This window comes from Psychrobacter sp. ASPA161_9, from assembly GCF_051970275.1.
Classification (GTDB): Bacteria; Pseudomonadota; Gammaproteobacteria; order Pseudomonadales; family Moraxellaceae; genus Psychrobacter.
This window is the reverse complement of sequence record NZ_JBEFNI010000001.1, coordinates 69434-89685: the sequence shown is the minus strand read 5'-3', so window position 1 is coordinate 89685 and position 20252 is coordinate 69434. Positions and strand designations below refer to the sequence as shown.

Annotated in this window: 15 protein-coding genes; 8 read left to right on the top strand and 7 right to left on the bottom strand. The window is 44.1% G+C overall.

Features of this window, described 5'->3' with window-relative positions; translation table 11 throughout:
- Nucleotides 1-298: 298 nt before the first annotated feature.
- From ACTQ9S_RS00375 to ACTQ9S_RS00360, 4 genes are all read right to left on the bottom strand, one after another.
- Nucleotides 299-1378 carry a CaiB/BaiF CoA transferase family protein gene (locus ACTQ9S_RS00375; protein WP_440453665.1) on the bottom strand — a complete coding sequence of 360 codons (1080 nt, stop codon included), beginning with the start codon at nucleotides 1376-1378 and terminating at the stop codon, nucleotides 299-301.
- Nucleotides 1379-1400: 22 nt separating this feature from the next.
- A complete protein-coding gene (locus ACTQ9S_RS00370; protein WP_440453183.1) occupies nucleotides 1401-3587 on the bottom strand; it encodes a 3-hydroxyacyl-CoA dehydrogenase NAD-binding domain-containing protein in 2187 nt (728 codons plus the stop codon).
- A 57-nt stretch (nucleotides 3588-3644) separates the two neighbouring features.
- Complete coding sequence (locus ACTQ9S_RS00365; RefSeq protein ID WP_264753654.1) at nucleotides 3645-4850, bottom strand: acetyl-CoA C-acetyltransferase; 1206 nt, start codon at nucleotides 4848-4850, stop codon at nucleotides 3645-3647.
- 69 nt (nucleotides 4851-4919) lie between these two features.
- The gene (locus ACTQ9S_RS00360) at nucleotides 4920-6071 is read right to left on the bottom strand and encodes an acyl-CoA dehydrogenase family protein (RefSeq protein ID WP_351118778.1); all 1152 of its coding nucleotides are present in this window, start codon (nucleotides 6069-6071) and stop codon (nucleotides 4920-4922) included.
- Nucleotides 6072-6414: 343 nt separating this feature from the next.
- Here ACTQ9S_RS00360 and ACTQ9S_RS00355 point away from each other — a divergent pair, with 343 nt between their 5' ends.
- On the top strand, nucleotides 6415-7071 hold the full coding sequence (locus ACTQ9S_RS00355) for a hypothetical protein (protein ID WP_068327584.1): 657 nt from the start codon (nucleotides 6415-6417) through the stop codon (nucleotides 7069-7071).
- 101 nt (nucleotides 7072-7172) lie between these two features.
- Here ACTQ9S_RS00355 and ACTQ9S_RS00350 read toward each other — a convergent pair whose 3' ends face one another.
- Together ACTQ9S_RS00350 and ACTQ9S_RS00345 are read right to left on the bottom strand one after the other, a co-directional pair.
- On the bottom strand, nucleotides 7173-8846 hold the full coding sequence (locus tag ACTQ9S_RS00350; RefSeq protein WP_440453181.1) for a sensor histidine kinase: 1674 nt from the start codon (nucleotides 8844-8846) through the stop codon (nucleotides 7173-7175).
- 14 nt (nucleotides 8847-8860) lie between these two features.
- Nucleotides 8861-9547 carry a response regulator transcription factor gene (locus ACTQ9S_RS00345; protein ID WP_068327579.1) on the bottom strand — a complete coding sequence of 229 codons (687 nt, stop codon included), beginning with the start codon at nucleotides 9545-9547 and terminating at the stop codon, nucleotides 8861-8863.
- 272 nt (nucleotides 9548-9819) lie between these two features.
- On the opposite strand from ACTQ9S_RS00345, the gene ACTQ9S_RS00340 reads away from it, so the two are divergent.
- The 5 genes from ACTQ9S_RS00340 to glcF all read left to right on the top strand — a co-directional run bounded on the left by ACTQ9S_RS00340 (nucleotide 9820) and on the right by glcF (nucleotide 16512).
- Nucleotides 9820-10344: a Spy/CpxP family protein refolding chaperone gene (locus ACTQ9S_RS00340; protein WP_068327577.1), complete on the top strand. Its 525-nt coding sequence runs from the start codon at nucleotides 9820-9822 to the stop codon at nucleotides 10342-10344.
- A 426-nt stretch (nucleotides 10345-10770) separates the two neighbouring features.
- On the top strand, nucleotides 10771-12699 hold the full coding sequence (ggt, locus tag ACTQ9S_RS00335; protein ID WP_440453663.1) for a gamma-glutamyltransferase: 1929 nt from the start codon (nucleotides 10771-10773) through the stop codon (nucleotides 12697-12699).
- A 52-nt stretch (nucleotides 12700-12751) separates the two neighbouring features.
- Nucleotides 12752-14233 carry an FAD-linked oxidase C-terminal domain-containing protein gene (locus ACTQ9S_RS00330; RefSeq protein ID WP_068035695.1) on the top strand — a complete coding sequence of 494 codons (1482 nt, stop codon included), beginning with the start codon at nucleotides 12752-12754 and terminating at the stop codon, nucleotides 14231-14233.
- Entirely contained in the window at nucleotides 14230-15288 is a 1059-nt protein-coding gene (gene glcE / locus ACTQ9S_RS00325; protein WP_440453179.1) for a glycolate oxidase subunit GlcE, read from the top strand. The genes ACTQ9S_RS00330 and glcE overlap by 4 nt, the downstream gene beginning before the upstream one ends.
- A 12-nt stretch (nucleotides 15289-15300) precedes the next feature.
- The gene (gene glcF, locus ACTQ9S_RS00320) at nucleotides 15301-16512 is read left to right on the top strand and encodes a glycolate oxidase subunit GlcF (RefSeq protein WP_440453177.1); all 1212 of its coding nucleotides are present in this window, start codon (nucleotides 15301-15303) and stop codon (nucleotides 16510-16512) included.
- Nucleotides 16513-16551: 39 nt separating this feature from the next.
- On the opposite strand, the gene ACTQ9S_RS00315 is transcribed toward glcF, so the two are convergent.
- Nucleotides 16552-17364, bottom strand: a complete 813-nt coding sequence (locus tag ACTQ9S_RS00315; RefSeq protein WP_440453175.1) for a helix-turn-helix domain-containing protein — start codon at nucleotides 17362-17364, stop codon at nucleotides 16552-16554.
- 447 nt (nucleotides 17365-17811) lie between these two features.
- Here ACTQ9S_RS00315 and ACTQ9S_RS00310 point away from each other — a divergent pair, with 447 nt between their 5' ends.
- Nucleotides 17812-18846, top strand: coding sequence for a proline racemase family protein (locus ACTQ9S_RS00310; protein WP_440453173.1), 1035 nt, complete (start codon nucleotides 17812-17814; stop codon nucleotides 18844-18846).
- Between the two features lie 113 nt (nucleotides 18847-18959).
- Nucleotides 18960-20207, top strand: coding sequence for an NAD(P)/FAD-dependent oxidoreductase (locus ACTQ9S_RS00305; protein WP_068327561.1), 1248 nt, complete (start codon nucleotides 18960-18962; stop codon nucleotides 20205-20207).
- The last annotated feature ends 45 nt before the right edge of the window (nucleotides 20208-20252 follow it).

Sequence of the window (20252 nt, the reverse complement as noted above, 5' to 3'; positions counted from 1 at the left end):
AGTCATTCAATATATGGCGCTACATAATTGCAGTCAAACGATATAAAATAATACTATGTATAAGTACAGCTAATACCCATAGATATATTGTTATAAATATAAGACTATACGGAAAAAAACAGAGATATTCTGAAAGTTTAAATAACACTATTTATATTTGGACTATCAAGAGCTAATTGTGCTTACTAGAAATTAAAGAGATGACATAAAAGTTTATTAAAGATGCGAAAAAGCCCCTTATCGGGGCCTTTTTATGATTAACTCTTTGCTACAGGATGTAAATGACGTTTAATTGAGTCTATACACTAGCAATAACCTGCCATGCTGCTATTGCTTGATGCTTATCTTGATGCGCAAACAGAGGATGGCTTTGAGCTTCTGCTAGATTAAGTACAGGGGTTACGCAAGCATCAACCTCTGCGAATACTTTTTGCCAATGCGCAATTGATTGACTGGCAAATTTCTCTGTCATTGCCTGCTCAGCTTTTTTACTTTCAACTGTATTAGGCATTGATCCACGCTGCCAATGAGCATCAACGTATTCAGATAAGTCTAAGGTCTCGCATAATAATCGCCAGAACTTAAACTCTAATGAACCGACTGCCATATGGCGACCGTCTTGCGTTTTATACAAGCGATAGCATGGCAACATGCCACCTAAAAAGTCCTGATGTGGCTCTGGGCGTTGTCCATTTATGTTTTCCATCATATCAGCCGTTGCTTTTGGCATGACCAGATGATGATACAAGCTGTGCGTCATACTCACGGCAATGTGTCGACCTCGCCCTGTATTCTTAGCAGCAAATACTGCTGTCAGTAAGGCAATCACTGCGGTATCACTACCGCCAGCCAAATCTGCAAATTGCATATTGGGCATGGCTTGGTCACCTGAGGCTGTTTTGAGTTGATCAAGGGTGCCGCTCATTGCCATAAAGTTGATATCATGACCAGCCTTTGCTGCCCAAGCTTTAGCTGATGCATCAAGCGCCTCTGGAATACCATAGCCTGTGATAGAAACCATCACCAGTTTTGGATTGATAGCATGTAAAGTAGCGGCATCTAAACCCATTCCAACAAGGACCTCAGGGCGAAAGCTATCAAGCATCACGTCCGCATCTTTGATGTGTGCTTTTATTGCTTCGATGCCTGCTTCACTACGAAAATCCACCTTTTCACAATATTTGCCATGGTTTAAAGCCTTAAACAACTCACCAAACGCACGTCCTGGGTCGCCATTCTCTGGTTCAATCTTGATAATTTCTGCACCAAGATCGGCGAGTAAGCGCGTCGCGAATGGACCAGGGAGATTACGCGTGAGATCGACAACCTTGAGCCCGTTTAGACAGTCAGCCATCATGTCTTTCGCAATATTTGATATCGAACTGTTCGGTCTTGAATCATCAGTCATCTGAAAATACCTCGCCTTTTTTTGCCATCTCAATCAGAATCTGTGCAGGCTCAAAACGCGTGCCAAACTTAGCTGCCAGCTCATGACTACGCTTAACAAACTTTTCTACACCTGTCGCATTGATAAACTGGAGCGTACCCCCTTGGTGTGGGGCGAAACCCCAACCAAAGATTGACCCTACATTACCTTCAGCAACAGAGCGCAAGACATTTTCTTTGTAACAACGAGCCGATTCGTTGACTTGGATATAGAGCAGTCGATCTATCAGCTCTTGCATGTCTGGCTGCTCATCAATGGGTGGAAACAGTTCAGTAAGTTTTGGCCATAATCTCTTATCGCCTTTACCTTCATCATTTTGCGAATAATCATAAAAGCCTTTGTCGACCTTTTTACCTAAGCGTTCGTGGTCTTTTGCAATCACATTAAGCACTGCAGCAGATGGATGACTGACCCATTCTTTGCCCTCGCTGAGCGTATCTTTTTTGGATTGCTCCATGATATGCATAGATAAATCAAGCGACACTTCATCTTGCAGCGCGAGCGGCGGCATTGGCATACCAGCTTTGAGACCTGCCACTTCAATTCGACGTGGATGCACGCCCTCACCTAACATCGCAATACCTTCTGACACATACGTACCAAATACGCGCGAGGTATAAAAGCCGCGACTGTCGTTGACGACGATAGGCGTTTTGCCAATTTGTAAAACGAAATCAAAGGCTTTTGCTAAGGTTTCATCATCAGTCTGCTCGCCCATGATAATCTCAACCAAAGGCATCTTATCGACTGGTGAGAAAAAGTGCAGCCCGATGAATTGAGAAGGACGTTTACTTGCAGTGGCTAAGCTCGTAATAGGAATGGTCGACGTATTAGAAGCATAAACGACCGTTTCAGCAATGACGGCTTCTGCTTGTTCGGTACACTTGGCTTTGATATCGCGATTTTCAAATACCGCTTCGATGACCAAATCACAACTTGCAATATCATCATAGGAAGTGGTGGTTTGAATTTTACTTAATAACGCTTCTTTTTTGGTATCGTTTGAGCGTCCGCGATTAATGGCTTTATCAAGTAGCTTTTCTGAATATTGTTTACCTCTATTGGCATTTTCAATACTGGTGTCTAATAGCACCACATTGATGCCCGCTTTGGCGGCAACATATGCAATCCCAGCACCCATCATGCCTGCGCCAAGTACCGCAACCTTATTTACTTTTTGACGATCAAAGCCGTTAGGACGCGATTGTCCTTTTTTAATCTGATTGAGCTGCGTCCACATAGAAGTGATTAAATTGTTGGATTCAGGCGAGAGTACACAAGCAGCAAAGTAGCTCGATTCGACCTCAAGGGCAGCATCGATATCAAGTAAGCTACCTTCAAATACGCAAGACATGATATGGGTGATGGCAGGATAATTGCCGTGTGATTTTTGATACGCCATTGCTGGGGCAACAGATAGCATTTGCGCGTTCTTTGGATTATTCGCATTGCCACCAGGAATGCTAAAGCCTTTTTTGTCCCACGGTTGCTGCGCATCAGGATTGGCCTTAATCCACGCTTTAGCTTGGTTTAATATGTCGTCTGTGTCACTGGCTATCGCATCAATAAACCCACTCTCTTTGCCAGCGTTAGCACTGACAATTTTACCTTGGGTCATCATCTCAAGCGACTTTTGCATACCGAGTAGGCGCATCAGACGCTGAGTACCACCGCCACCGGGTAGCAAGCCTAATTTCACCTCGGGCAGTCCAAGTTTGGTTTTAGCTGAATCAATAGCGAGTCGGTAATGACAGCCCAAAGCAACCTCTAGGCCGCCACCAAGCGCTGAACCTGTCATTGCTGCAACGACCGGCTTGCCAGATTTCTCAAGCTTACGTAGGCTTGCCTTGAGCGACTCAACCAATTCAAACGCTTGCTCGTGGGTTTGAATACTCGCAAGCTGATCAATATCAGCGCCAACGATAAAAGACTCTTTACCTGACGTTAAGATAAGCCCTTTAGCCGTCTCATCGTTTGTAAAAGCATCGACCAATATCGCAAATGATTGATTAAAAGTATCATCAATCACATTCATCTTACGGTCAGTTTGGTTGATAGTGACTGTTACGATATTGTCAACGTCACGCTCAGCAGAAAAATCTGCCAACTCATTAATCGTTTGGGTGCAATCCATGCTCATTACTATTCCTTTTTTATAATTTCAAACTTATTATTTAATCATCGTCTTACAGATAGCTTATACACGCTCAATAATAGTGGCGATGCCCATACCGCCGCCGACACATAAGGTAATCATTGCCGTTTTTAGGTCACGGCGCTCTAATTCCTCAAGCACAGTGGTGAGTAACATGGCTCCGGTAGCTCCTAGCGGATGACCCATGGCAATAGCGCCACCATTGACGTTAACTTTATCCAATGAGACACCCAAATCTTTCGCTGTCTTCATCGGTATCGCGGCGAACGCTTCATTGATTTCCCATAGATCAATATCGGCTGCCGTCATACCGGCTTTTTTGAGCGCTTTTTGGCAAGCAGGTGTCGGTCCGGTCAGCATAATAGAGGGCTCAGAGCCGATAACCGACGCCATAATGACTTTCGCACGCGGACGCAATCCTGCTTTTTTACCCGCAGCCTCGCTTCCTAAAAGGCAAAGCGCAGAGCCATCAACGATACCAGAGGAATTACCAGCATGATGCACATGATTGATACGCTCAATACTGGTATATTTGTCTAGCAAGACGCTATCAAAGCCCATAGCACCAAGCGATGCAAATGAAGGTTTGAGCCCTGCTAAGGTATCGACCGTAGTATCGGGACGGATGGTTTCATCTTTATCTAATAATAACCGACCATTCAAATCATGCACAGGTATCACTGCATTATCATAGTAACCAGCAGCCCATGCGTTAGCAGCACGGTTATGCGACTCAGTAGCAAAGGCATCAACATCTGTACGACTAAAACCTTCAAGTGTTGCAATGGTATCGGCACCAACGCCTTGCGGGGCAAAGCCAGTCACAGAATTTACCCGCGGATCCATAAACCAAGCGCCACCATCTGCGCCCATTTTTACACGGCTCATTGATTCCACACCGCCTGCAACGACCATATCCTCCATACCTGACATGATTTTACTCGCTGCCAAGTTAATTGATTCAAGGCCAGAGGCGCAAAAACGCGACAATGTCACGCCAGCGACAGTTTCATGCCAGCCCGCATCAAGCACCGCAATGCGGGCAATATCTGCGCCCTGTTCACCGATTGGGGTCACACAGCCGAGCACGACATCGTCGACCAAGCTAGTGTCTAAATCATTGCGCTGTTGCATGGCATTAAGTAAGGTGCGTACCAGCCAAATGGGGGTCGCTTGATTTAAGCTGCCACCTGCTTTGCCTTTACCGCGAGGGGTACGAATGGCGTCGTAAATATAAGCCGTCTGAATCATGCTATATCCTTATAGTCTTAATGAAATGGTCTTAATGGAATTTTCAATTATTTATAAACGAGTCGCTTACATAAAGCGTGACGCCAGCTCTTTCATAATCTCATTGGTACCGCCATAGATTTTCTGTACCCGCGCATCAGCGTATAAACGTGCAATCGGATATTCCATCATATAGCCATAACCACCAAATAACTGGACGCACTCATCCATCACGATGCATTGTTTTTCGGTCACCCAATATTTGATTAAAGCAGCATGTTGCACCGTGAGCTCATTTTCGACCAATGCTTCAATAGCAGCATCACATAGTGCGCTTGAGGCAATATAATGCGTGTTGCATTCTGCTAGCTTAAAGCGGGTATTTTGAAAGCTCCAAACAGGTTTGCCAAAAGCGGTGCGCTCTTTGGTATAGTCAATGGTCAAGTCCAGTGCTAATTTCATCGCCCCAATTGCTGCCAGTGCTACAATCAAACGCTCTTGCGGTAATTCTTGCATTAATTGCGCAAAACCTAACCCTTCAACCGTACCCAACAAATTGGCTTGCGGCACGCGCATGTTATTAAAAAATAACTCAGAAGTATCTTGTGATGCCATACCAAGTTTTTTGAGCTTTTTGCCACGCTCAAATCTCGGAGCATTATCGGTTTCGACAATTATAAGCGATACACCTTTAGCGCCAAGAGATCGGTCAGTTTTGCAGGCAACAATGATTAAATTACCCAGTTGACCGTTAGTGATAAAGGTCTTTGAACCATTGATAATATAATCATCGCCTTCTTTGACTGCGTAGGTTTTGATGTTTTGCAAATCTGAGCCTGTGCCCGGCTCAGTCATAGCAATCGCGCCGATTAACTCACCCGTTGCCATTTTGGGTAGCCACTTTTGCTTTTGCTCTTCAGTCCCATGATGCAAAATATAAGGGGCGACTATGCCTGAATGCAAAAAGCCACCGAAGCCCGCTTGATTGGCTTCAGATTGCGCATAAATCAGCGCCGCTTCATGGCGAAAATCACCACCTGCCCCGCCATATTCTTCTGGCATTGAAGCACACAAAAAACCCATCTCGCCCGCTTCTAACCAAGCCTCACGATCGAGCATACCGTTTTCACGCCACTTCTCATCATGGGCCTCCCAATCTTTAAATACTTTGAGCGCACTCTCGTGCAGCATTTCGATCTCTTCATCCATCCATTTTGGCTTAAAGCATGCAATAGTCATTGATCCATCCTTGGTCTTTGGTTACTAGGTAGTTTGATTATTCACTATACTTGTTTATACAATGACTGCCAAACCAAAGCTCATGAACTACTAGGTCATTAACTTTGCTAATTACTAGTCCGTATCGTTAATTGCAAGTGCTGTTATTGTGTTTTTAATCATTGCCTTAATCCGTTCTCTAACGCCATAATTACGCAAAAACCCCGTATTGGGGCTTTTTTATGGTTATAGCATTCAGATAATAAGTTGACTATAATTGCGTTAAGCTTACAGAGTTGGCTTAAAACGCATCATTGATGGTTATACTAAGTCAGCTAATGCTCTCGAAATTTAGGTATAAGTTATGAAGAAAACGTTATTAATATCCAGCTTAATCGCTACTATCTCTATACCTGTCCATGCAGCAGATTATCAAAGCTTTATTGCGCCAAGCTCCTTAGGTAAAAGCATAAACACCCTAAATAAGAAATATAACTTGGGATTAAAAAAGCAAAGTTTAGGCAGTTATAGCAATCAACAATCTGCGGATTGCAGCCTTCATGTAGAAACAAATAAGAAGAATCAGATTAACCGAATTAGAATAATAGATAATGAGGCCTGCAAATATACGACTAAGTCCAATGTGAATTATAATAGTCAAACAACCAAAACACAGGATTTACTCAGTCAAGTCGATATCAAAGATGTGCAGTTTGTTCCAGGATGTTTTAACTGTCCATCACGGCTAGAGATAACTGATAATCTCGTCATCAATCGTGAAAAAGACAGCTACTATACGGAGTTTGAAATACAGGGCTACAATAAAAAGTACTTAAACTATATCGCCAAAAATCTTTTTGGTGATTTCTCAGATGAAAATTATTATTCCATCATGGATCTTCTTGAATCGAGAGCTGCTGAGGATCCTAGCCTTTACGATCGCAACGAATTCAAACTACAAGCGATTGAAGCTTACAATTTGCAAGACAAGCCACAGAGCTATACGATTGCACTTAAATAGCTTTTTTGAAATAGCTTATCTAAAACGACCATTCAATTAAATGGCCATAAGTTCTGCTGATAAGACAATTTCTATTGATGTGCAGGTAACTGCTGTGCAAATCACGCGGAATAGGCAGGCAACACAATCTGCACCACCAACCCTTGAATACCATCTTGGCGATTATAGACACTTATCTGACCCTTGTGCGCTGTCACCACTGCATGGACGATCGCCAATCCTAATCCATAACCACCAGTTTCACGATGGCGGGCAGAATCGAGCCGTACAAATGGCTGAAAAATGCGCTCCAAATCTTCATTCGCAACGCCGCCACCCTCGTCTATTATGCTGACTTGAATAGCAGGTCTTTTACCATCTATCTCCACTTCCTTAATCTCGGCAATAACCATTGAATCAGCTGCAGTATGCATAAACGCATTACGAATGATATTCTCAAGTGCACTGTGTAGCTGTTCTTGGTTACCTAGTACTGTCCAAGGAGTTTCTGGAGAGGTAGCTGATAAAGGCATGACTAATGAAGAATCTGTCAATAATGAATCATCCGGCTGCCATTGCCAGTGTACGTTTTTCTGTTGAAACTCAAAGCAGACATCTTGCCCAATCTCACTGATAATTTCGGAAATATCAACCTCTTCATTTTCTAAATTGTCGATCGTATATTGCTGCATTTGTAGAGATTGAATATGAATGATTTGCTCAATCAGCTCATTCATCCGCGCAGATTCTTTATCAATACGATCAAGATAACGATTGGCATTCGGCGCAAAGTCTCGCGTCAGCTCAGTTGCAACGTCAAGCCGTGCCAATGGCGAGCGCAGCTCATGTGAGATATCACTGAGCATCTGCTTGCGTGCCAGCTCACTCTCAGCCAGTCGTGTTGATAGCTTGGCTACGTCTTTCGCGAGTAAACCAAGCTCATCATCTCCCATTTTGGATAGATTTGGATTAGCCTGATAATCGCCGTCAATCATACGGTGCACTGTGTTTTGTACACGGCGAATACGCTGGGTCAGTGTACGACTCAGCCAAATACAAACTAAGACGCTAAAGAGGATAATCAGTAATAAACGTATCGGAAAATTACCGCGTTGCAGCGCTACAACGTCGGCAAAACGCAGATGCGGACGCAATTGTACAATGACTGCCTGCTCATCTGGTAAGACGATCGTCACGTCAGCCAACTCAGGACGACTATCGGGATTAGCTATATTCGCGCGATTCGGTATCATCGGTGACAGGATATTATCTAAAAGTGATGGCTCATTATCAAATATTCTATCGTCGTTGCTACCAGGCATTTCATTATCAGACATTTTATTATCAGGCTTAGGCATTGACTGCATTGGTGGCATTGACGAAGGCCTCATTGTCTGCCTTTCATTTGGCATCCGTTCCTGCCTATGTTCCTGTCTACGCTCATCTCTATCACGATAACGCGGAAATATAATAGCGCCTTGCTCGTCATAGACTCTAATTTGATTCATAAGCCATCGGTCTTCACGATACATTTGCCTAACGGTAGTTAAATCACCCATTTGTAACGCTTCAACCATCTCTTGACGCTTAATTAATAAACTATCAATTTGTACATCCATGCGAGCATTCAGCGCTTTTTCGACCAGCCAGTGCTCCACCACGATAGATAAAATAGAGGTGATCAGAATCGTTAATAACAGGCTCAGAAACAGACGCCAAAACAGCGTGATTCGCACTTTGAATTTAGACGCTTGATTAAGAGTTTTATTGTTAATAGCTTTCTTGGCAGGTTTCATCGATGAGTCCGTCATTACAGCACCAGCTGATAGCCTTTACCACGGATAGCTTTGATAGGCTCATCGTGGAAAGGTTGGAGTTTTTTGCGTAGGCGCGAGACATGTACATCAAGGCTACGATCGAACGGCTGCAGTTCACGCTGCAACACATGCTCTGATAGCCAAGCCTTACTTACCACTTCGCCTTTTTGTTTGAGTAGCGCGACTAACAAATCAAATTCTGTCCCCGTCACTTGTAGCTCTACACCATCTATCTTACAAATTCGCTGATTTTGATCCAGATGCAAACGACTCTCTGGTAGCGGAGTATGCTCTGATGCCGCCGCATTAGTGCGCTTGATAACGGCATTGATGCGTGCCAGTAACTCACGCGGATTGCAGGGTTTAGTAATGTAATCATCAGCGCCAAGCTCAAGCCCAATAATACGATCGATCTCTTCACCTTTTGCCGTCAACATAATGACTGGAATATCACTAATATTCGGCAATTGACGTAGCACACTAAGCCCATCTATTTTTGGCATCATAATATCGAGCACCAGCAAATCATAAGCAGAAGTATCATTAGATGCGGTTTTAAGTTTCTGGATGACTGCCTCACCATCGTGAACGCAATCGCATTGAATACCATGATTGTGCAAGTATTCTTGTAATAACTGGGTCAACTCTTCGTCATCATCACCTAGCAATATATTTGGCACATCTATCTCCTTGAGCCTTAATAGCGTTATCACCCATATTATCAGGCATGTGCTTATCAATACGCTATAAACGTTACCTTTCTTAATACTTCATAAATGTTCGCAACCTTTAACTGTCGTAAGATAGCGCATATCAACAGCAAGTATTGCTTTTATACAGCGTACTTATAGATTGGCTGACAGTACCTATCTATAACGCTCTAAACATCATGCTTGCAAGATAAAAATTTAATGTTCATTTAACCAAACCGAATTAAATACAGGATATTTTTATGAAAAAATTATTAATGGGCTCAGTACTAGCAATGTCTAGCGTATTTGCAGTTACAGCTTGTACAAGTGTCAACGCAACCACTGATACAGCACCAACGACCAGCAAAATGCAGCATAAAGATGGTATGAAAAAAGGCGGCATGAGAGGCCCAATGTCGCAGCTAGATTTGACCGCCACACAGCAGGCACAAATCAAAGCCATCATGCAAGAAAAGCACGGCGATCGTGAAGCTGAACGTACAAAAAATAAAGCAGAACGTGCGCAAATGCATCAACAAATGCAAGCATTAACCAATGCGAGCACCTTAAATAATGCAGCTGTCAATCGTTTGGCTGATCAACAAGCGGCTAAAGCAAAGCAGCGTTTTATTGAACGCGTTCAAACTCAACATGCCATCTCACAGGTCTTAACTGCTGAACAGCGTGCCAAGATGGAACAACTCAAGTCAGAAAAACAAGAAAAAGGTCGTCAGCATTCACAAAACCGTAAAGGACATGACAAACAGCAAAGCCAAGGCATGTAAAAGATATGTACATGTAAGAGAGATCTGAGTTGTCATTAATAGAGAGATTTGTATTAATATTTAATGTCTCATAAAACTTGGTATAAAAATATAAAAAAGCGCATCGTATGAACGGTGCGCTTTTTAGTTCTCCACATTTACGTTCAAATCAATCTGATATTTTAATTAACTTTAAAAATTCTTTCTGTAAGAATGGTACGGAAATATAGCCATTTTTAGCCCATTAGAGGTTAACTCGTTCAGACTGAGGACACGTCCTAGTAATATCAAAAAATAAAAGTTGATAAACAGCTTTGCGCTCGCTGCTATATTCGTTACTATCTAACTATATAATCGTTCTCTTTAGTACTTCAGTATGATTTCCTACCCACTCGTAAAAAGGACTTTGCGATGCCAAAACTATCTTCTCAATCTTGTAACGATGTTATGCGCGCTCAAAACCCTCAAAATAAAACATTAGTAAAAACAACACTAAAGTCTGCTATGTTGCTGATTAGCAGTACGTTGTTGTTGTCCGTATCTGCTCACGCACTTGAACCCGTTTCCCCAACTGATGCCAATTCGATAAATAACACCTCAATCAATACCAGTGCGATTAATCTAGCAATTATGGCTGATAATCCTACCGTATTGTCTGAAACCAAGCGCATTACACGAGCGAAAACCAATGCGCTTACATTAACGACTACCAATGCCAAAGTCGATGAGGCCATCTATTCTGAAGATGCTATCCATCATCCGGTCTGGGCGAAGAATGGCATGGTCGCCACTCAAGAAGCGCTCGCCTCCAATATTGGCTTAAAGATTCTAAAAGACGGCGGCAATGCCGTTGATGCTGGGGTCGCTGTTGGCTTTGCCTTAGCAGTTACCTTACCTCGCGCTGGGAATATCGGCGGTGGCGGTTTTATGATGATTTATGATGCCAAGCAAGGCAAAACAGTGGCACTTGATTACCGTGAAAAAGCGCCGAGTAGCGCATCTCGTGATATGTATCTCGATGCTGAGGGTAACGCGGTCAGTGACTTATCCCGTTATCACGGCTTAGCCATTGGGGTGCCGGGAACAGTGGCAGGACTGTTAAAAGCATTAGAAGATCATGGCACGATGAGTCGCGGGCAAGTAATGGCGCCCGCAATAGCATTAGCAGAAGATGGTATAGAAGTTACCGCTGGCTTGTCTGAGTCGCTCACCGCATTAACCGATCGCCTGCAAAAATGGCCAAGCACCAAGAAGATATTCTTTAAACCTGACGGTAGCGCTTATCAACCTGGTGAACGCCTAAAACAGCCGGAACTGGCTCGCTCGCTAAAATTAATTGCTGCACAAGGTGCTGATGGCTTTTATAAAGGTGAGACCGCGACTAAATTAGTCAAAGCCGTTAATGACGCTGGCGGTAGCATGAGCTTGCAGGATTTAGCCAATTACGAAGCCATCGCTCGCGAGCCAGTCAAAGGAGACTACCGTGGTTATGAGATTGTCTCTATGCCGCCGCCTTCTTCTGGTGGTATTCATATCGTGCAGATTTTAAACATCTTAGAAGGCTATCCGCTCAAAGACTACGGACAAAACAGTGCGCAAACCATCCATCTGATGGCTGAGGCCATGCAATTGGCCTATGCAGATCGTGCTGAGTATCTGGGAGATTCGGACTTTATTGATGTGCCGACCAGCGGCTTAACCTCTCAAGCGTATGCAAATAAGCTGCGTACATTAATTAATCCAAACCAAGCCACGCCAGCGGCGACGATTAAAGCCAACAACCCACTACCCTATGAGAGCGATCAAACCACGCATTTCTCTATCGTTGATAAAGACGGCAATGCGATAGCCAATACTTATACGCTTAATTTCTCTTACGGCACTGGCCTTGTCGCTGAAGGTACGGGCATTTTACTTAATAACGAGATGGATGATTTTTCTGCCAAGCCCGGTGTGCCTAATGGTTATGGGTTATTAGGCGGTGAGGCAAATGCCGTTGAAGCCAATAAACGTCCATTATCTTCTATGAGTCCTACCTTGGTATTTAAAGACAATAAACCTTTTATCGTGACTGGTAGCCCGGGTGGTAGTCGTATTATTACTACCGTCACCCAAATCATCTCAAATGTCATCGACCATGATATGAATATCGCTGAGGCCACTCATGCTCCGCGTATTCATGACCAATGGTTACCTGATGAGATTCGTATTGAAAAGGCGCTCAATGTCGATACGATTAAAAAACTAGAATCCATGGGCCATACGGTTAGCCCGCAAGCAGCAATGGGCTCAACACAATCAATTATGTTGACTCCTAAGGGTGTTTACGGTTCTTCTGATCCGCGTATCGTCGATGCGGCAGTGGTTGGATATTGATTGAGTATTAGATTAGGTATTAAAATTCATTCATTTCGCTAAGGAGAGCCATATGATTGAGAGCAAAAGACCTGATAAAGCCACATTAGTGGCTATGTTTCGCGCTTTTATTGAGCCTGAATATGTGATCAGTGATGAGGAAACCCAAAAGCCTTTTGAGTGTGATGGGCTGTCTGTCTATTGTGATATGCCGCTGTTAGTCGTCTTGCCCGATACGGTCGAGCAGATACAAGAAGTCATGCGTATTTGCCATCGTTATCAGATTCCAGTAGTAGCTCGCGGAGCAGGCACAGGTCTTTGTGCCGGTGCCATGCCAAATCCTGATGGCGTGCTGTTAGTACTGTCTCGTTTTAAGCATATTCTCGAGATAGACCCTCTAGCCCGCACGGCACGCTTGCAGCCAGGCGTACGTAACTTAGCCATTAGTGAGGCGGCCTCCGTACATGGCTTGTATTATGGTCCGGACCCCTCCTCCCAAATTGCTTGTACGATAGGAGGCAACGTCGCCGAAAACTCCGGCGGCGTGCATTGCCTCAAGTATGGGCTCACGGTACATAACTTATTAAAAGTAGAAATGGTGACGGTCGAAGGTGATTTGATAAGCATTGGTAGTGAAGGACTTGATAGTAACGGCATTGATCTTATGGCCTTGATAACTGGCTCTGAGGGATTGTTAGGAATAGTTACTGAAGTCATGGTCAAATTATTACCCAGCCCCGAAAAGGCGCAGGTCATTATGGCCTGTTTTGATAACGTACAGACGGCAGGCGATGCCGTAGGCGAAATCATTGCTAAAGGGATTATCCCAGCGGGGCTTGAGATGATGGATAGCTATGCCATTATAGCGGCCGAAGCATTTGCGCAAGCGGGTTACCCTACCGATGCTAAGGCGCTGCTTTTATGTGAATTAGATGGTACGGCAATTGAGGTTCAAGAACAAATCATCGAAGTTGAACAGCTCTTCACTCAACTAGGTGCCACCTCAACTCGAGTTTCTCAAAGCGAGGCGGAACGTGCTTTGTTATGGAAAGGTCGTAAGTCTGCCTTTCCAGCGGTAGGCCGATTCTCACCCGACTACTATTGCATGGATGGCACTATTCCTCGCGGCCAACTGGCGCATGTATTGACTGAAATGCAAAAACTCTCCGAGCACTATAATTTGCGCGTGGCCAATGTCTTTCATGCGGGTGATGGTAACTTGCATCCTCTGATATTATTCGATGCCAATATGCCTGGTCAGCTTGAAAAAACTGAGGAATTTGGCGCTCGTATCTTAGAGCTTTGTGTCAAGGTAGGTGGTTGTATCACTGGTGAGCACGGTGTTGGTATAGAAAAAATCCGCCAAATGCGTGTGCAATTTAATGAGCAGGAATTACGCCAATTTCATGCTATTAAATTTGCTTTTGATCCTGATGGTATGCTTAATCCAGGTAAAGGCATTCCTGTCCTAAAAAATTGTCAGGAATATCGGTCGCTTGATAAGATAATGGACGATTCAGTGAGTCAGCCGCCACAACAGGGAGCACCGGCATGAAAGATATAAGTGCTGAACTGATTGAGCGAATTAAACAGGCCAGTAGTGATGGTAGCAAATTGCAAATAGTTGGCGGTGGTAGCAAGGAATTTATGGGTCGCACGCCCGAGGGCGTCCCGCTTAACATTGCTGAGCACAGTGGTATTGTGAATTACGAGCCGATTGAGCTGGTGTTGACTGCACGAGCAGGTACTCCGTTAACTGAGATTAATAACGCTTTGAGTGAACACAATCAGAGATTGGCGTTTGAGCCGCCGCTATTTGATGGGCAGGCGACTTTAGGGGGCACGCTAGCATGTCACCTGTCAGGACCAGGACGTCCTTGGAATGGTTCGGTAAGAGATCACGTCCTCGGTATTCGCCTGATTAATGGTCGAGGCGAAGCGCTGCGCTTTGGTGGTCAAGTGATGAAAAACGTAGCCGGCTACGATGTCTCAAGAATGCAGGCTGGAGCGATGGGAACTTTAGGAGTCATTAGCGAGGTCAGTCTAAAGGTTATGCCCAAACCTGCTGCTACTATGACTCTCAAACGTGAAATGGATGCAACGCAGGCTATCAAAGAGATGAACCGTTTGGCAGGTTTACCAAATCCTTTGACGGGCGCTTGTTGGTTTGAGAATCATCTTTATTTACGTTTAGAGGGCGCGCGTAGTGCAGTCGAGAGCACCGTTAAGCAGTGGCAAGGTAAAATTCTAGAAGAATCAGACACCCTATGGACGCAGCTACGCGAGCAGCAGTTAGACTACTTTTCAGGTCATGCGCCTTTATGGCGGTTTTCGGTCAATAGTAATGCTGAGCATGTATTTCCAGATAAAGAGTGGCTGGTGGATTGGGGTGGCAGCCAACGTTGGCTGCGCGGTGATTTCGATACTGAATCATTGGAAGCACTTGCCAACAGTATGGGCGGTCAAGTGAGTCTTTATAGTGGTGGTGATCGACTACAAGAGGTATTTCATACTCAACCCGAGGCACTGCGCGGACTGCATCAACGGCTCAAACATGCTTTTGATCCGCTAGGTATTTTTAATCCAGGTCGTCTCTATAGTTGGATGTAATAGGAAAATATTATGCGTACCCAAATTAATGTGAAGTATCTAGATCATCCGGAAATCAAAGAAGCGGATGCCATCTTACGCAGCTGCGTACACTGTGGATTTTGTAATGCGACCTGCCCTACTTATCAAGAATTGGGCGACGAAAGAGATGGGCCACGTGGACGTATTTATTTAGTCAAACAGCTACTTGAAACCGGTGACGTTAGCGAAAAAACGCAAACGCATTTAGACCGTTGTCTAACCTGTCGTAGTTGCGAAACCACTTGTCCTTCTGGCGTAAAATATGGGCGCTTAGCTGAAATAGGCCGCGGCATCATGGAGGAGCAATTAGAGAGACCGCTACAGCAGAAGCTACTGCGCTGGTTGATACGCCAAATTCTGCCCTATCCCAGTCGCTTCGGGCCTTTATTACGCTTAGGACAGTTGGTTCGATCCTTTTTGCCTCATGATTTAAAGCAACAAGTACCGATTAAACAAATTAAGCGCGCTTTGCCAACCCAGCAGCATACGCGCCGGATGTTGGTATTAGCAGGATGCGCGCAACCCTCAGCGACTCCAAATACCAATATTGTGGCCGCTCGGGTACTCGATAAATTAGGTATTAGCTTATTTACCGCACCCGAAGCTGGTTGCTGCGGTGCCGTCAGTTATCACATGCCAGCCCATGAAGAGGGACTGGCATTCATGCGCCGCAATATCGATGCGTGGTGGCCCCATATTGAGGCGGGCGTAGAAGCCATTGTTATCAGTGCTTCTGGCTGTGGCTCGATGGTCAAAGACTATGGCGAAAAACTACAGTATGATCCAGATTATGCCGTTAAAGCACAACGGGTTAGCGAGCTTACCCGTGATCTTGGGGAAATATTAGTTAAGGAAGATTTGAGTCAGCTACAATTGCAAGATAAAGAGCGCAAAACAGCCGTACATTGTCCTTGCTCATTGCAACATGCTCAGCAGTTGAGCGGCTTAGTTGAACAGATTTTGCAACAGGCAGGTGTTGAGCTCACGCCTACTAAAGACAAACATTTATGCTGCGGCTCTGCTGGAACCTACTCGATACTCCAGCCTAAGCTGAGTGAGCAATTACTAACTAATAAGCTTGCGGACTTGACGATTGGTCATCCAGAGCAGATAGTGACCGCTAACATAGGTTGCCAACTACATCTAAGTAGCCGATCAAGCATACCAGTGAAGCACTGGATTGAATTGTTGGATCCGCAGTAATTAGATCCAAATTAATAAGTTATTAAGTTAGTTTTTTAATTATAGGTAAGTTTGGCGAAACTGAGTAGGCGACATTCCTGTGAACTGTTTGAACTGACGGCTAAAAGCACTGTGATCACTATAACCGCAGTTCAACGATATCTGAGTAACTGATATATCAGGCATCGCCAAGAGCTTAATCGCATATTCTAAGCGCAGCTTTTGCACAAACTGTAATGGCGACATATTCAGTACAGCCTTAAAGGTACGCTCTAGCTGCGATACACTCAAATTAGCCAAGTCAGCCAATTGGGCGATATTGATTTTCTGATCAAGATGCCCTCGTACAAACTGAGACACTTCAGCCAAGCGAGCGTGTTTACGCAAAACGCGCTCGTTATCTTCATCAATATCGACCGAAATACCAACCATCGCGATTATTTGTTGACTCTTATTATAAATGGGCAGTTTATTGGTAATACACCAACCTAACTGACCAGACGCATAACTGTGCAGCTCTAAGTTATCAACGATAGACTTGCCTTCTCGTAATACCTTCATATCTTGCAAAATATAATCCCTACTCTGTCGATGCGAAAACACCTCCTCTGTGGTAAACCCTACGATATCTTCGTGCTGACTCAACTGACAGCGTTTTAATAAGGTTTTGTTTGCCAGCTGATAACATGCTAGCTCATCTTTTACGAAAAACACCACATTAGTCAAAGTATTCAGCAGCGGCAGTAATAGTGAGACATTACCAATAAAAGCCTCGCTACTGTCGGGATAGTAGGCAGTCATATTCTGCTGCAATGACGTGGTAAGCATAGCAAGCGCTGTATCTTCTATTACATCTGTTATTACCTCTGTCATCGTATGTCATCCTTGTCATATTAATTTTACACTCAGCCAAACATTAATAACTCGCAGACTATTTTACGTATATCTATAGTTGATCCACTTTAAAACCGATACAGTGCTGATGCGGTAAATTTTTCTTGCGTGCTGTTCGCAAGCGTGACAGAGGCTGCAAAAAATTTATCGCAGCAGCACTTGGCTATTAACGTATCGACTTTATTTCGAACTGACTATTTTACTATCAATTTTTAGGCACAGACTTCTCTAGTGTACACTGAGCCACTATGCAGAAATACGCATTTATCCATGAAAAAACAGCAAGACGCTCTCTCTAAAAAAGTCCACTCTATACATAGACCTTAGCAAATAACAACCAACTATTGGCTGTTAAGTTAAAACCATTAGGTCTCATGCATAAAAAACGGAATGTAACTTTTTCACGGATGAATTAGGGCGTCGGTCATGTATTCTACATTATTTAATTTTAAAATTATTGATTCGCATACGGGCGGTGAGCCTACTCGTATGGTCTATGACGGATTTCCTGACCTCGTCGGCGATACTATTCAAGATAAGCTGCAACACTTCAAGCAGAACTTCGATCATCTGCGTCAAAGTATCATCTTAGAGCCACGCGGCAATGATGTCCTCGTCGGTGCGCTACTTCTTCCTGCAACTGACCATAAAGCCACAGCGAGCGTTATCTTTTTTAACAATGCTGGTTATTTGGGCATGTGCGGACACGGTACGATTGGCGTTATCGTTTCATTAGCTTATCAACAAAAGATATCAGCAGGCGTACATTGGCTAGAGACTCCTGTAGGTCTGGTTAAAGCAACCTTACATGATGATGGCAGCTGCAGTGTACAAAACGTACCTTCTTATCGTTATAAAAAACAAGTTGAAGTTCAAGTTCCTGAATTAGGCCTTATCCGTGGCGATATCGCTTGGGGTGGCAACTGGTTCTTTTTAGTCAGTGAGCATGGACAAGACATTCAAGCAAATAATGTCGAAAAACTGACTCAAGTAACCATGCAAATTAAGCAAGCATTAATCGCTGCTAATATCACCGGCGAAAACGGCGGTGATATTGACCATATCGAGTTATTTGCCGATAGCGATGATACGCAAGTCGATAGTAAAAACTTCGTTTTGTGTCCAGGTTCAGCTTACGATCGCTCTCCTTGTGGTACCGGTACTAGCGCCAAACTTGCTTGCCTAGCTGCTGACAACCGTCTAGCACCTGAACAACTTTGGCAGCAACAAGGCGTAGTCGGCAGCGTATTTACTGGCAGTTATCAGTATGCAACTGAACTTAATACTGAACTTAATACTGAGCTCAATACTGATCTTAGTACTAAACTCAATAATGCAGCTGGTACGGCTTATCCTGAACAGACCATTATCCCAACGATTTGTGGTCATGCTTATGTTTGTGCTGAAACCACACTCATTGTGCAAGAAAATGATCCTTTTAAATGGGGAATTCCATCTTAGCTGATTCGTAGCATTATTTATTAAGCGAAATGATTTATTAGTGACATATATATTGATAAACGCGTAAACACTATTAAGAGTGCTTAATCAGAATAACGTAATCGAGAAAAATTATGACTACCTCAAACTTCGACTTACATATCATTGGTGGCGGCATTATCGGTCTAGTGGCTGCGGTGACGTTGCAAGCGCGAGGCGTAAAGGTCGCACTGCTCGACGCCAATGAAGTGGGTCAAGGCGCATCATTAGGTAACGCCGGTCATATCGCTACCGAGCAAGTATTCCCTATTGCTGATGCGAGCATGCTCCGTCATGTACCCGCCATGTTATTGAATCCGACTGGACCGCTGCGCATAGACTGGCGCTATCTGCCTCGTTTGATGCCGTGGGCAATGCAGTTGCTAATGAATATGCGCCCTGAGCCATTTGAGCGGATTCATCAAGCGTTGTTAAGCTTAAATCAAAACAGCCTGCAAGCATGGCAAAGCTTTGCTGAACAGTGGCAACTGGGCGATTGGATACAAGTAAAGGGTTCGTTATTAACGGTTGAAAAGACAAGTAGTCTTGAGCTATTAACAGCACACGGTAAGCGTCTCAATGACATTGATGTGAGCAATGAGCTGCTGAGCAAAGAGGCTTTATTAGAGCGTGAACCTGCTTTACAGGATAACCAGTTAGCAGCGTTATTTTTCCCAAATACAGGACATATCACCAATTTAAAAGCCGTCATTAATCAGCTTCATAATACCTTTAGACAGCTAGGTGGTCATGTCATTGAACATTGCCGCGTCCTTGCTGCGACCAGTGATGCAGAGGGTATTCATTTAACGACCAGTCAAGGTGATATGACAGCGTCCAAAGTGATGCTATCAGCAGGCGCCCACTCTAAAGCCTTGGCCAAGCAACTAACAGGCGTCAACATCCCTTTAGATACCGAACGTGGTTATCACTTGATGCTACCTCATGAAAGCGCGCGCTTACAGATTCCCGTATCGAGTTTGGATCGGCGCTTCGTCATGACCCCGATGCAAGAAGGACTACGTTTGGCGGGTACGGTGGAGTACGCAGGACTTGACGCACCTGCCAATATGCAGCGAGCACAAATACTTCTACAACATGCGCAGCCTATGTTAAAAGCGCCATTAGATGCTAGCGATAGCGTGTCATGGATGGGTTTTCGTCCATCAACCGCAGACTCCTTACCCGTCATCGACAAAATCGAGCGTGTATTTTTAAGCTTTGGTCATCAGCATTTAGGTTTAACGCAAGCCGTCATTAGTGCGCAAATGATTGCCGAATACTATTTTGATGAAGACCATACTATCGATCCAAAACCGTATCAACTGGCTCGCTTTAAATAAGCTATTTATTAAACGGTTATGAACCAAGCAAAAATCAACCGATTC

Excerpts from the sequence above, each read along its gene's own strand:
- ACTQ9S_RS00370 (WP_440453183.1), bottom strand. The coding sequence starts at position 3,587 with ATGAGCATGGATTGCACCCAAACGATTAATGAGTTGGCAGATTTTTCT.
- ACTQ9S_RS00360 (WP_351118778.1), bottom strand. The coding sequence starts at position 6,071 with ATGACTATTGCATGCTTTAAGCCAAAATGGATGGATGAAGAGATCGAA.
- ACTQ9S_RS00355 (WP_068327584.1), top strand. The coding sequence starts at position 6,415 with ATGAAGAAAACGTTATTAATATCCAGCTTAATCGCTACTATCTCTATA.
- ACTQ9S_RS00350 (WP_440453181.1), bottom strand. The coding sequence starts at position 8,846 with ATGAAACCTGCCAAGAAAGCTATTAACAATAAAACTCTTAATCAAGCG.
- ACTQ9S_RS00340 (WP_068327577.1), top strand. The coding sequence starts at position 9,820 with ATGAAAAAATTATTAATGGGCTCAGTACTAGCAATGTCTAGCGTATTT.
- ggt (WP_440453663.1), top strand. The coding sequence starts at position 10,771 with ATGCGCGCTCAAAACCCTCAAAATAAAACATTAGTAAAAACAACACTA.
- ACTQ9S_RS00330 (WP_068035695.1), top strand. The coding sequence starts at position 12,752 with ATGATTGAGAGCAAAAGACCTGATAAAGCCACATTAGTGGCTATGTTT.
- glcE (WP_440453179.1), top strand. The coding sequence starts at position 14,230 with ATGAAAGATATAAGTGCTGAACTGATTGAGCGAATTAAACAGGCCAGT.
- glcF (WP_440453177.1), top strand. The coding sequence starts at position 15,301 with ATGCGTACCCAAATTAATGTGAAGTATCTAGATCATCCGGAAATCAAA.
- ACTQ9S_RS00315 (WP_440453175.1), bottom strand. The coding sequence starts at position 17,364 with ATGACAGAGGTAATAACAGATGTAATAGAAGATACAGCGCTTGCTATG.
- ACTQ9S_RS00310 (WP_440453173.1), top strand. The coding sequence starts at position 17,812 with ATGTATTCTACATTATTTAATTTTAAAATTATTGATTCGCATACGGGC.
- ACTQ9S_RS00305 (WP_068327561.1), top strand. The coding sequence starts at position 18,960 with ATGACTACCTCAAACTTCGACTTACATATCATTGGTGGCGGCATTATC.